The sequence below is a fragment of the Desulfofundulus australicus DSM 11792 genome (assembly GCF_900129285.1).
In the GTDB taxonomy this organism is placed as follows: Bacteria; Bacillota; Desulfotomaculia; order Desulfotomaculales; family Desulfovirgulaceae; genus Desulfofundulus; species Desulfofundulus australicus.
In genome coordinates, this window is the sequence record NZ_FQUW01000034.1 from 23,133 (window position 1) to 35,301 (window position 12,169).

Genomic DNA, 12,169 nt, shown 5'->3' on the forward strand with positions numbered 1-12,169 from the left:
TTTTTAAGTACGGGGCAATATTACTTGAAAGCTTTACTGGACCAGTAAGAGGGTTTACAATAATACCGGAGAACTTAACAATGATTAATCCTGATCGCTGAAACCCACCCCCAGTATCCCCCCCAGGGCACCGGCTACTATAGCCAAAATCAATTTCTGGATTAATGATACGGGTAATATTGGGGAGGGGAACAGAATACTGGCCAAGAGCCAGGAGATAATGAAAAATAAGAGGGCCACTCCCAGGCCGTGAAACAAACCACGATTTCCGGCCCGGCTGGCGGCAGAACAAGCTCCTATCAGAATACTCAGGAAAAATAAACCTGCAGCAAACCACGGTAAACTGCTCTCAGGGAGCCTGGTAAAATAATATCCCGTGCCTATTAATGCACTGCCCAGAAAGGATACCGCCAGTCCCAACAGAGTGCCCCGGAAGACTTCCCCAATGTTAAAGGAGCCAGAAGTTTCATTATTAATCAAGTTAATCACCTCCTTTACTTTTATTTTCATCTATAATTCTTTATTTAGGATAATATGACTAATTTGGTTCAGGAGTGGAAAAATGGCAGATCAAATTGTGTCCTATTCACTGGGACAAAACTTATACCTTAATATTACTAACCGATGCACAAATAATTGTCTTTTTTGTATACGACATACCCCCCGGGGCATCGGTTATAATCTCTGGCTTAAATATGAACCATCTCCGGAAGAAATACTTGCTGCAATTAAAGAACCTGCCAGTTACCAGGAAATAGTGTTCTGCGGTTACGGCGAACCGTTATTACGTCTTGATACAGTTAAAAAAATAGCCAGCCATTTAAAAAAAAAAGATGCCAAAATAAGAATTAACACAAACGGACAGGCCGGACTCATCTATCAAAAAAATATTGTTTCAGATTTAAAGGATCTGGTAGATATTATCTGTATTAGCTTGAACGCGCACTCAGCCAGCAGTTATCTTAAAATATGCCGGCCAGTATACGGAGAGAAAGCTTACCAGGCCGTACTAGATTTTGCCCGCTCCTGTGTTGGGCAAATTCCCAGAGTAATTCTCTCCGTTGTAGATTGGCCAGGGGTGGATGTGGAAAAGTGCCGGGAGATTGCACGAAAGCTTGGAGCAGAATTTCGCCTGCGAAAATTCTCTGAAAACTAGAAGCGCCCTTTATACTTCCGGGCTTCCATTGTTTTTTGGATTCTTGCCTGCATTGACCTTCCCGGGAGAATTTTTACGAGAGAAAGGAGTGGGATCATCTACAAAGTCGTGTTCCCACTGACCATCAAGGTTAATCATGGTGGCAGATCCCGTAGCTTCAGGAATAAATGCATCTCCTCTAGCAAAGGGCTGTTTTTGTCTTTCTTTTTCTTTATCCATCTCTTTTTCACCTCAATTTAAACCGGTGTAGTTTTCTAACCAGCTTTTATCTTCACCCGCTGAAATTGTTTTTATGCGCAGGGGAAACCAACCCGTATACTATAAAGGGATATAATAAAGATGGATGGCCGCACCCTAACTTTCAGGAGGTGCAATACTTTGGCGGTACAAAAAACAATTCTTACGGTTGAAGGAATGTCCTGCAACCATTGTAAAGCGGCAGTGGAAAAAGCTTTAAAAAAAATTGAAGGTGTGGAGGAAGTAAATGTTGATCTGGTTGGGAAAAAAGTCTCAGTTATTCATACTCCGGAAATAACTACGGAAAAGCTTGCTGAGGCAATAGAAAAAGCAGGCTACCGCGTCAATTCCTAGTTTTTTAATCGTGGAGGGAAATTAATATTCCCTCCTTTTGTATTATGTCGTAAGAAGTGAGTTTTTGATGGAATAAAATTACATTTACTTGGCAGGAAATTTCAGGTTAATCGAGAAATTGAAATTAACTAAAAACGTTAAAAAGGAGCGATACAGATGTGGAACCCGCTACTTGCTCTAAAACGCCAGAACACTATGGCTGTTTTATGGCATGTAGGGGCCCGCATCCTGGAAGCCCTGGGAGCCGAGGAACAGGCCCTTCGTTTTATAGACCGGGCTATGCAACTTCACCCCGGACAAACAATGTTACATCTCCATGCAACCAGGTTATGCCTGAAACGGGGCCGACTGGATCGGGCAATCTTACACTGGAAAAGAGTAGCTGGCGAACAGGGTAAAACCAGCCTCCTTTACTGGCTTAATCGTTCGAACCAGCTGGCTAAAACTTCGCGATTATTTTCTCAATACAGTTTTTATAACTATCATAAAATTTCTAAAACTGGCATTGAAGAAAAAAGAACATCCCCTAAAAAACTGTGGGGTCAAATTGAAAATATGTTTCTAAAAAGAAATGATATACCATCGCTGTATGAAGTTGGTGTTCAGTTGCTGGAAATGGGAAAAGCTGAACAAGCCCTAACCGTTCTCCGGCAAGTTCAACTCTCTCAAGGGGCAAGTCCCGAACTATATCTGAACATGGGACTGGCAGCCAGCAAACTTGGCCGTCACGAGGAAGCTGTAGAATATTATCAGCGAGCACAAGCAGGAGGTCTGAACAGTGTAGAAGTAATGAATAATAAGGGATACAGCCTATCCCATTTGGGGCGATATGAGGAAGCCATTGCCTGCTATGAACTGGCTAAAAAAATGTGTCCCGGTGACGCAGCAATCCTGTCAAACCTTGCTTCCTGTTATCACAGGTCAAGGTTATATCAAAAAGCTATCTCTTGTTACGAGAATGCTCTTCGTTGCGGGTTAAATGATGCTACTATCTTAAATAACTACGCCCTTTGCCTGGATGAAATAGGAAGGGAAGATGAAGCCATTCAGTTATACGACCGCGCCCTGGCCGATGATCCTGAAAATCCTGTAATTCTCCTCAATAAGGCTGCATGTCTGGTTAAATTAAAACGTTATAATGAGGCCATAATTATATGTAAACAAATTCTGGCCAACCGGCCCGGTTGCCCGGAAACATGGGGTATGCTGGGTAATGTTCTGAATGAGATGGGGCAGGCAGCGGAAGCCGTAGAATGCTATAACCGGGCCCTGGGTCTGATATAAAAAAGACGGGCAGATAAGTTTAAACATCCATGTTTATAGGCGGTCATTCGTGATGGAATGACCGCTTTTCTTATAATATCGGCCTGAAAATGTAGAAACACCTTTGAGCACCATCATTAAAGATAATAGGAGGACGATCGGGAAAAGTGGCGAAATAGTTAAAATCCAGGTGGCTGTGTTATACTACTCGTTGGAGGAATTCATGATATGTACCGTTTAACAATAATCGAACGTTTTGCTGCTGCCCACCGCCTATTTAATTATCAGGGTAAATGCGCCCGCCTGCACGGACATACATGGACTGTGGAAGTATCAGTAGAAGGAAAAAAATTAAATTCCTGTGGAATGCTTATTGATTTCGGAGAGCTTAAAAAAATGACCAGCACGGTTATAAAAGAGCTTGATCATAGCTACCTAAATGACTTGCACCCGTTTAACAAGCTTGATAATAACCCAACTGCGGAAAACCTGGCCAAATATATTTATCACCAGCTAAAAACTTTACTACCTTCTAATTTAACCCTAGCTGAAGTACGGGTTTGGGAATCCCCCGATGCCTGCGCCAGCTACCGGGAGGATACAGGACCATGAAAAGTGTAGTTTTGCTATCCGGAGGCCTTGATTCTACCGTTTCCATGGCCCAGGCTTTAATTGAAGGAGAGGTACAACTATGCTTGACTATAGATTATGGCCAGCGGGCGGCAGCAAAGGAAATAGCTGCTGCCCAAGCCCTGGCTGCCCATTATAACCTGGCTCACCGGGTTATAAGCCTCCCCTTCCTGGCCGATGTTACTACCACTTCTCTGGTCAATAGGAAAGTAATCATACCGGAACCCGAGGGAGAGCTGGATAACCCTCAGCAGGCCAGAACCAGGGCAAAAGCAGTATGGGTGCCCAATCGCAATGCCCTGTTCATAAATATTGCTGCCTGCTTTGCAGAAGCCCTGGGATGTGAGCAGGTGGTAACCGGCTTTAACCGGGAAGAAGCAGCTGCATTTCCCGACAACAGCATTGATTTCATCGAAGCAATTAACCTTTCTCTATCATATTCCACGGCTAACAAGATACGTGTAGTTAGCTATACCGCCAGATTAAATAAGAGGGAAATAGTACGCCTGGGGCAACGTCTTAAAATCCCGTGGCATTTGCTCTGGAGTTGCTACTATGGTGGTGAAACCATGTGTGGCCGCTGTGAAAGCTGCCGGCGATTTATGAGGGCTATGTCCGCTGCGAGGTGAAATTATGCATTTTTATTTTGCTCCTCAAATTCTACAGTACGATGGTACCCAGCTTGCCTCTCTTTGGGCTTATAGATCCTTTGGTCTTTTAGGTAATAGTATAGTAGCTTTCCGGGGGCCCTGCTGCATTCAATTTGAGCATATGGTAGATTTAGAAGATGTCCGTAACCAGCAACCCATTTATGGAAATGATATGTTACATTTTATTATTGAACATTTCGATCATGATTTAGAAAAAACGATCCTACGCCAGCGCTTGTTCATAACTGTGGTTAAAGAAGTTCTAGAAGAAAAAGGATATAAATTGGTACGATCAGGCGATGACTTATATTATCAAGAGCGTAAACTTTCGATTTCCATTGCAACGGCCACACCAGTATCCACTATAATTCATACGGCTTTAAATATATCTGCGGAAAACACACCGGTACCAGCAATAGGACTAATAGAACTGGGCTGGCCGGCTGAAGAAGTTGCCAAGCTTGCTGAAAAAATTGGTTTATCCTACATCAAAGAGATGGAAGGTATACAGCGCGCCAGATGTAAAGTCAAGGGGGTGCGATAAGGTGTCCCCCCTGACTGCCCCGATAAGAGAGATATTTTCCTCAATTCAGGGTGAAGGTATTTTTGTAGGATGCCGGCAAATTTTTTTGCGCTTTGCCGGTTGTAATTTGACCTGCAGCTATTGTGACACACCCCGTGATATACCTGAACAATGCTACTGGGAAAAGCGGCCAGGCACCAGGAAATTTTTTACATCACCAAATCCCATGACTGCCCAGGATGTCGCCCTGATCCTGCGGGAACTTGAACCGTCTGCTCATCATTCTATCAGTTTAACAGGGGGGGAACCTTTACTTCATGCACTTTTTTTAAGAGAGCTTATTCCTCTAATTAAGGGAACCCGGCAGGGCATTTACCTGGAAACTAATGGCACTTTGCCAGCATTCTTAAAGCCATTACTTCCCTTTATTGACATTATTGCCATGGATATTAAGCTACCTGGGACAGCTAAAGTAAAACCCCTGTGGGATGAGCACAGGGAATTTCTGGAACTGGCCCGCACTAAAAATACATTTGTAAAAATAATAGTGGATGAAAACAGTAAAATGGAAGAAATAGAAAAGGCTCTGGATTTAATCTGCGATGTCGGGGATTTTCCCGTAGTATTTCAGCCCGTAACAACACCTGACGCGGAGATAAAATTAAGCGCAGAAAAGATTATCACCTGGCAATCCCTGGCCATGAAAAGATTAACCGATGTCAGGGTTGTCCCACAGACACATAAATTTCTGGGTTACTTATAATTTTAGGAGGGAGAGGCAAGTGATTGATACCGAAAAAATTGAAAAAGCAGTACGTATGATTTTAGAAGCTATTGGTGAAGACCCTGACCGGGAAGGGCTCAGGGAAACGCCAGCCCGGGTAGCCAGAATGTATAAAGAAATCTTTTGTGGGCTTTGGGAGGATCCGGAAATACACCTGGAAAAAATTTTTACTGAACAGCATGAAGAAATGATTCTGGTTAAGGATATACCTATATATTCTATGTGCGAACATCACCTTTTACCGTTTTTCGGAAAAGCCCATGTTGCTTATATACCCAGAAAAGGTAAGGTTACAGGACTTTCCAAGCTGGCACGGGTAGTAGAAGGGTTTGCCAAACGGCCTCAATTACAGGAGCGCTTAACTACCCAGATCGCCGATAGTATTATGCGCCGGTTGAATCCGCAGGGTGTACTGGTAATAATCGAGGCAGAACACATGTGCATGACTTTACGGGGTATTCGTAAACCTGGATCGAAAACCATTACTTCAGCAGTACGCGGCTCCTTTCAAAGAAGTGAAGCCACTAGAGCAGAAGCACTTGCCCTTATCAAGGGTTAGCTAACCAGTACCCGAGGAGGTAAAAAAATTATGAAAGAAAAAGAAGGTAAGCTTGAATTAATAGCTACTAAAAGCTTTACACCCTATCCTGAAATGTATAAGGTAATAGATTTTCTAAATAAAAATCTTAAGCATAAAAAATTAATGTTCGGCTTAACCAAAGATGCGGAAAAAGACAAGATGATCATTTCAATTTATGAAATCTAATGGAGGGTACCATGATTGTTTTGCTTAGCAATGATGATGGGATTTTTGCTCCCGGCTTAAAAGCGCTGGCCAAGAGCCTGCAGGAAACCGGTGAGCTTTATATTGTGGCCCCGGACAGGGAACGCAGTGCCACCGGTCACGGTATCACTGTTCACCGCCCCCTGCTTTTGGAAAATGTCAATATACCAGGCATTAAAGCCAAAGCCTGGGCTGTACAGGGAACACCGGCCGATTGTGTTAAGCTGGCCCTGGAAGATCTTCTGCCGGAGCCCCCCGCAATGGTAGTTGCCGGTATTAATCAGGGACCTAATTTAGGAACTGACGTCCTTTATTCAGGAACGGTGTCCGCAGCTATAGAAGGAACTATTAATGGGTTTCCCTCCCTGGCCGTTTCTCTTACCAGCTATAGCAAACATGATTTTTCTACGGCAGCAACAATAACAAGAAAAATTGTTAATCTTATCTTAAAAACAGGATTACCCGAAGGAACGTTATTAAATATCAATATACCAGCTGAAAAACCTCGCGGTATACGTATAACCCGCCTGGGAAGCCGGAGGTATGTCAATATATTTCATAAGCGAACTGATCCCCGGGGGCGCATTTATTACTGGATGGCAGGAGAACCGTTAGATCTCGAAAACAACAGTGATGATACGGATATAAGAGCTATAAAACAAAACTTCATTTCCAGTACACCCATTCAGCTCGATCTGACCGATTATCGTTCTATTGATGTAATCCGTGAGCAATTAAGCGCAATAACTATTGAATGCTAATTTAACTACGCCATCCCAGAAAAGAAGTCAGGCGGCGCAAATCATGGCCGTGTATTCCACCGGATAGAAGCAGTAAAAATAAATAAGTTACCCCACCCAGGAACAACACAACCAGCAGGTCGAAAAAGGACAGTTCTCCAAAATTCATGATAAACTGGCGCACGTAACTCATAACTCCCGCCATACCTGCAGTAGCTACCAGCGGTTTGCCCAGGCAATAACCAAAATCCAATCTTAAGCCGATGATATTTTTTAGATCCCGGTAATTTAGTAATGCCATAATCATATAGGCCACACAAAAGGAAAGAGCAGTACCCCTTATTCCCAGGGTGGAGGTAAGGTAGTATATTCCGGCTACTTTAAAAACAGAGGCAATGAGCAGGTTACGTAATGGCCTTTCTGCCCGCCCCAACCCCTGCAAGATGCCGGTAGTGGTTTGCTGCAGGTAAAGAAACGGCCCGCCTAGAGCCAGAACGCCCAGAGCCATACCGGCGTCAGCATAACCGAAAATAATCCGGCACAGCTCCCTGGGTAGAAGGAGAAAAATTGCCGTTGCAGGCAAACCGGCCAACATGGTCAGACGCAAAGCCTCTTCTGTACGAACACGTACCAGGGGAAGGTCATTCTTGGCCAGGGCATCACTAACAGCCGGAACGAGAGCTGTGGCCAGGGAAATAGTAACAATACTAGGGGTAAACAGCAGGGATTCTGCAATACCCACAAACTGGCCGTAAACACCTGTTGCTTCATTTAAATCCATTCCTGCTATCTGAAGCCGACGGGGAATTAACATGGCATCTATAGTCAAAAAGGCCGTAGAAACAAAACGGGTTAGAGTTACGGGTATAGCCAGATTGAAAATCTGGCCCGTAACCGTAAGCACCGGTACAGGACAATATGCTGACAAAGGGGGAAGGTAAGGCCTTTTCTTAGAATAAATGGCCAGCATGAACATGAAACCAACAAATTCACCCAGTACAACCCCCAGGGATATGCCCATAGCTGCATACTCAATTCCCCTGGGGAGCATTAACCACGCTATCCCCAGCCCGGCAATCACCCGAACCATTTGCTCCGCTACCTGTGATATAGCTGTAGGTGTCATCTGCTGGAGCCCCTGAAAAAAACCGCGAAATGCAGAGCATAGGGATACGATAATAATCCCGGGAATTAAACTGAGAAAACAATAGTATACTTTAGGGTTGGGGAAAATGTAGTTTTGCAAAAAAGGTAGGCCCAAAATAAGTATAAGGGTAAAAAACAAACTGCAGGCAACAATCCACCAGAAAGCAACAGAAAAGACCCGGTAGGCACCCCACAGGTTTCCCCGAGCAACCTCTTCAGCTATTAACTTAGCAATAGCCACAGGAATTCCTGCAGTAGCCAGAACCAGTATCAAGACGTAAATGGGGTAGATCATGTTAAAGAGGCCGACTCCTTCAGGACGGATCAGCCGGATCATTAGAATTTGATAAATGAATCCAATTATACGGTTGCACAGGCTGGCCAGCAATAGGACAAAGGCACCATAAATAAATGAATGCCGGGACATGTACTCCACCTCTTGCTATATGTATGATTGAATTCAGGTACCTATGTGGCCAACCATGTCAGTCTCGCCGGATAATATGTCGAAAAAATTTTCTTCTTCCCAAAGGATTTTAGGAACATAGCGTAGAATAAGAGGAGCTTAGGCAGCTTATCAAGCAAAGAAAAGTTTTATCATGGGCACCCCAGTAGGGGCTGTTTTTGTTGTTCAATCCAGATATGCCCAGTTCTGGCTGTGCTATAGTATATATTGCTAACCTGGGGGAAACCATTATTTACAAAAAGGAGGTAACGGGATTTTGAAAAATTACCAGACTTCTCAAATCCGCAACATTGGCGTGGTGGCCCATGGCGGCGCCGGAAAGACCTCTTTAGTAGAGGCAATGCTCTTTAATACCGGAGCGATTTCTCGACTGGGGCGGGTAGAAGATGGAACCACTACCTCTGATTATCACCCCGAAGAGATTAACCGGCAGGTAACCATTCATACCAGCCTTGTACCTTGCGAATGGCAGAATCATAAATTAAACCTCCTGGATACCCCTGGATATTCTGATTTTATAGGGGAAGTTTATGGTGTATTACGGGTGGTGGAAACTGCACTTTTTGTGGTCTCCGCCGTTGACGGGGTGCAGGTGCAAACTGAGGTTATCTGGGACCTACTTAAGGATAATCAATCCCGGCTGATTTTTATAAACAAGATGGATAGGGAAAACGCTAACTTTTTTAAAGTTCTTGATGATTTACAGGCTAAATTTAACGCCAACTTTGCTCCCGTACAATTGCCCATTGGTCAGGCCAACAATTTTACGGGAATTGTTGATCTGATCGAGCAAAAGGCATACTCTTTTGAAAATGGAAAAACTAAAGAAATAGATGTTCCCTCAGAACTTGCTTCGGAAATTTCTTCCTACCGTGAAAAGTTAATAGAAGCAGCAGTGGAAGCTGATGACGAGTTAATGATGAAATATCTGGAAGGGGAAGAATTAAGCGGGGAAGAAATAAAACAGGGGCTGCAAAAGGGAGTCAGTACAGGTAAAGTAGTACCCATTTTATGCGGTTCGGCCACGAAAAACATGGGTATTACCAGCCTGATGGATTTCCTGGTAGTAAACTGTCCCGCCCCCCCTGTACAGGAAGGAGCTCCCTTCTCCGGCCTGGTCTTTAAAACCCTGGCTGACCCTTACGTGGGTAAAATGAACTTTATCCGCGTTTTTAGCGGAACATTAAAAAGTGATACTGTAGTGTTAAACAGCACCAGGGAAAAAATGGAAAAGATTGGGCAAATACTCTATGTGCGGGGCAAAAACTCCATTCCTACCACCGAGGTTCCCACGGGAGATATTGCCGTGCTGGTTAAACTGCAGGACACCAGTACCGGTGATACGCTGTGTGACAAGGATCACCCCGTTAAACTGGAAGGTATTAACTTCCCCGAACCAACCCTGACAGTCGCCATCCAGCCCAAGAGTAAGGGAGACGAAGATAAACTGGGGGATGCTCTGTCCAAGTTGCTGGAAGAGGACCCCACAGTCCGGGTGGAGAAAAATACGGAAACAAAGCAAACCCTGCTTACGGGTATGGGAGAACTGCACCTGGATATCCTTCTCGAAAGGTTGAAGCGCAAATATGGCGTGGATGTTAGCATGGATTCACCAAAGGTACCCTATCGGGAAACCATCCGTGCCGAAGTAAAGGTGGAAGGCAAACATAAAAAGCAAACTGGCGGTCGTGGACAATATGGCCACGTCTGGCTGCGCCTGGAACCCCTGGCTGATGCACCATTTGAATTTACCGAGGAGATTTTTGGTGGAGCAGTCCCCAAACAATATATCCCGGCGGTAGAAAAGGGCGTACGTGAAGCCATGCAGGAAGGTGTTCTTGCCGGCTATCCGGTTACCGGTGTAAAAGTTGTACTTTACGATGGTTCATTCCACCCGGTGGATTCTTCAGAACTGGCTTTCAAAATTGCCGCCTCTATGGCCTTTAAGAAAGGTCAGCAACAAGCCAAGCCGGTACTACTTGAACCAATCATGGAAGTGGAAGTTACTGTTCCTGAAAGCTTTATGGGTGATATCATAAGCGACTTTAATACCAAGCGAGGGCGTATCCTGGGAATGGAAGCAGCAGGTAAAAACTCCCGCGTCAGGGCTCTGGTACCCCTGGCAGAAATGTACCGTTACGCAATCGACCTCAAGTCCATGACCCAGGGAAGGGGTTCCTTCCGCATGAGTTTCTATAGTTACGAAGAAGTTCCCGCCCGCCTGGCAGAAGAAATCATTAAAAAAGCTAAGGAAGCTGCGGAAGCAGAAAAATAGGCAGGATAAATACTCCTGCCTATTTATTTACAAACGCCCCATGATGGGCACACAAAAAAGGAGCCTCAAACCCTTGAGGCTCCTGCGTTTCTTTGGCAGGGGAGACAGGACTCGAACCCGCAACCTACGGTTTTGGAGACCGAATTACCGCCTTTGTATAGTTTGGCGAAGTTTGCAAAGGCTTGATTTACCTTGTGTTGTTAGAAGCTACCAGGGAATAAATGGGTGGACATTGGCCTCGTTTTAGGGTGTTTGCTCCCAATCTGCTCCCAAAATGCTCCCAAAGCGAAAAACCGGTTTCGCTTACAGCCATGCGGCCTCCGGGCCTTGCTGCTCCCAAAATGAATGATGGGAGCACGCACCAGCAGAAAGGGCTTCGTAATTTCTTGGCCGGCCGCCCTCCCGGAAGGACCCAGCCGAAACACTAGTATTCAACACTAGTGCCCGCACCCCTATTGCTACGTTTGGTTTTAAGGGGTATTTGTCGCGGGCAAAGGTTTTATACTTACCCCTGGGGAATCCCCCCTGAAATGCGCTTCTACGCGGTCTGGAGGGGCATTTTACCGGGGTGGATGTGGCCGGGCAGGAAGGGGCCTTTTCACCGGGGCGGGCAGGGGACCATCGTTACGGTGATACCCGTCATAACCTGAAAACCTTTCCTGTACGTGTTACCTTCTTCGTGGCTGTGTGCATTACCCTGCCGGACCATTGCCAGGAAGTGTCCCAAAAGAGGGCCTTTTCCCCTGGAGGCCGCATTTCATCCGGGGTTGGCGGGCCTTTTGCCTCCCGCCTGCTTCGGTGTGGCTTGTTCGAGAGAAATAGCCATGCCAGCGTAGCAGAAAAAGGGGTAGGGAACGGCAGTCCAGGGAAACAGCAGTTAAAACTTACCTGTGACCGGTCAGGGTATGCTTCCTGTTTCCACCCTGGCTGCTGGTGCGAACATTGCTTCGCAAACTTCGCACCCAAAAGCCAGTATTGGTTATGGCGGAAATGGGGCGGGCCGGAAACTGCCCGCCGAAACGCCGTAAAATGGCCTACAAAGGCACGAAAAAGGCCGGGCAGGTATGATTACCTTTCCCGGTCAACACCCCGCCTCTCAGGGCCATTTCTGCGTTATTCCAGCGGCCAGCGGTAGACCAGCACCCGGCCGGTGAGGATGTT

Annotated in this window: 14 protein-coding genes; 11 read left to right on the plus strand and 3 right to left on the minus strand. The window is 45.5% G+C overall.

The annotated features are described in order from the left end of the window. Positions 1-84 precede the first annotated feature (84 nt). Positions 85-480 (minus strand): TIGR04086 family membrane protein, encoded by a 396-nt coding sequence (locus BUB44_RS11985; protein WP_051618239.1) that lies wholly within the window; start codon positions 478-480, stop codon positions 85-87. 82 nt (positions 481-562) lie between these two features. On the opposite strand from BUB44_RS11985, the gene BUB44_RS11990 reads away from it, so the two are divergent. Beyond that, positions 563-1,156: a TatD family nuclease-associated radical SAM protein gene (locus BUB44_RS11990; protein ID WP_073166676.1), complete on the plus strand. Its 594-nt coding sequence runs from the start codon at positions 563-565 to the stop codon at positions 1,154-1,156. Positions 1,157-1,165: 9 nt separating this feature from the next. On the opposite strand, the gene BUB44_RS15600 is transcribed toward BUB44_RS11990, so the two are convergent. Next, positions 1,166-1,375, minus strand: a complete 210-nt coding sequence (locus BUB44_RS15600; protein ID WP_034635475.1) for a hypothetical protein — start codon at positions 1,373-1,375, stop codon at positions 1,166-1,168. Positions 1,376-1,534: 159 nt separating this feature from the next. Here BUB44_RS15600 and BUB44_RS12000 point away from each other — a divergent pair, with 159 nt between their 5' ends. The 9 genes from BUB44_RS12000 to surE all read left to right on the plus strand — a co-directional run bounded on the left by BUB44_RS12000 (position 1,535) and on the right by surE (position 7,142). Continuing rightward, positions 1,535-1,747, plus strand: a complete 213-nt coding sequence (locus BUB44_RS12000; protein WP_242655973.1) for a heavy-metal-associated domain-containing protein — start codon at positions 1,535-1,537, stop codon at positions 1,745-1,747. 279 nt (positions 1,748-2,026) lie between these two features. Then, positions 2,027-3,031, plus strand: coding sequence for a tetratricopeptide repeat protein (locus tag BUB44_RS12005; protein WP_165611045.1), 1,005 nt, complete (start codon positions 2,027-2,029; stop codon positions 3,029-3,031). 207 nt (positions 3,032-3,238) lie between these two features. Beyond that, the gene (gene queD, locus BUB44_RS12010; RefSeq protein ID WP_073166684.1) at positions 3,239-3,622 is read left to right on the plus strand and encodes a 6-carboxytetrahydropterin synthase QueD; all 384 of its coding nucleotides are present in this window, start codon (positions 3,239-3,241) and stop codon (positions 3,620-3,622) included. Beyond that, a complete protein-coding gene (gene queC, locus BUB44_RS12015) occupies positions 3,619-4,269 on the plus strand; it encodes a 7-cyano-7-deazaguanine synthase QueC (RefSeq protein ID WP_073166686.1) in 651 nt (216 codons plus the stop codon). The genes queD and queC overlap by 4 nt, the downstream gene beginning before the upstream one ends. A 4-nt stretch (positions 4,270-4,273) precedes the next feature. Then, positions 4,274-4,834 carry a DUF366 family protein gene (locus tag BUB44_RS12020; RefSeq protein WP_073166688.1) on the plus strand — a complete coding sequence of 187 codons (561 nt, stop codon included), beginning with the start codon at positions 4,274-4,276 and terminating at the stop codon, positions 4,832-4,834. Between the two features lies 1 nt (position 4,835). After that, entirely contained in the window at positions 4,836-5,576 is a 741-nt protein-coding gene (locus tag BUB44_RS12025) for a 7-carboxy-7-deazaguanine synthase QueE (protein WP_073166691.1), read from the plus strand. Positions 5,577-5,595: 19 nt separating this feature from the next. Then, positions 5,596-6,156, plus strand: coding sequence for a GTP cyclohydrolase I FolE (gene folE / locus BUB44_RS12030; protein WP_207545657.1), 561 nt, complete (start codon positions 5,596-5,598; stop codon positions 6,154-6,156). A 30-nt stretch (positions 6,157-6,186) separates the two neighbouring features. Continuing rightward, positions 6,187-6,363: a YpmA family protein gene (locus tag BUB44_RS12035; protein WP_073166693.1), complete on the plus strand. Its 177-nt coding sequence runs from the start codon at positions 6,187-6,189 to the stop codon at positions 6,361-6,363. Between the two features lie 11 nt (positions 6,364-6,374). Continuing rightward, a complete protein-coding gene (surE, locus tag BUB44_RS12040) occupies positions 6,375-7,142 on the plus strand; it encodes a 5'/3'-nucleotidase SurE (RefSeq protein ID WP_073166696.1) in 768 nt (255 codons plus the stop codon). A gap of 1 nt (position 7,143) precedes the next feature. Here the strand turns inward: surE and spoVB are convergent, their stop codons facing one another. Next, the gene (gene spoVB, locus BUB44_RS12045) at positions 7,144-8,694 is read right to left on the minus strand and encodes a stage V sporulation protein B (protein WP_027357422.1); all 1,551 of its coding nucleotides are present in this window, start codon (positions 8,692-8,694) and stop codon (positions 7,144-7,146) included. 295 nt (positions 8,695-8,989) lie between these two features. Between spoVB and fusA the strand changes: the two genes are divergently transcribed. Continuing rightward, positions 8,990-11,008 carry an elongation factor G gene (gene fusA, locus BUB44_RS12050; protein ID WP_073166698.1) on the plus strand — a complete coding sequence of 673 codons (2,019 nt, stop codon included), beginning with the start codon at positions 8,990-8,992 and terminating at the stop codon, positions 11,006-11,008. Positions 11,009-12,169: the final 1,161 nt, after the last annotated feature.

Bases quoted from the DNA above. Each gene is read 5' to 3' on its own strand.
- spoVB (WP_027357422.1), bottom strand. From the start codon at position 8,694: ATGTCCCGGCATTCATTTATTTATGGTGCCTTTGTCCTATTGCTGGCC.
- surE (WP_073166696.1), top strand. From the start codon at position 6,375: ATGATTGTTTTGCTTAGCAATGATGATGGGATTTTTGCTCCCGGCTTA.
- BUB44_RS12020 (WP_073166688.1), top strand. From the start codon at position 4,274: ATGCATTTTTATTTTGCTCCTCAAATTCTACAGTACGATGGTACCCAG.
- queD (WP_073166684.1), top strand. From the start codon at position 3,239: ATGTACCGTTTAACAATAATCGAACGTTTTGCTGCTGCCCACCGCCTA.
- BUB44_RS12005 (WP_165611045.1), top strand. From the start codon at position 2,027: ATGCAACTTCACCCCGGACAAACAATGTTACATCTCCATGCAACCAGG.
- BUB44_RS12035 (WP_073166693.1), top strand. From the start codon at position 6,187: ATGAAAGAAAAAGAAGGTAAGCTTGAATTAATAGCTACTAAAAGCTTT.
- queC (WP_073166686.1), top strand. From the start codon at position 3,619: ATGAAAAGTGTAGTTTTGCTATCCGGAGGCCTTGATTCTACCGTTTCC.
- BUB44_RS11990 (WP_073166676.1), top strand. From the start codon at position 563: ATGGCAGATCAAATTGTGTCCTATTCACTGGGACAAAACTTATACCTT.
- BUB44_RS15600 (WP_034635475.1), bottom strand. From the start codon at position 1,375: ATGGATAAAGAAAAAGAAAGACAAAAACAGCCCTTTGCTAGAGGAGAT.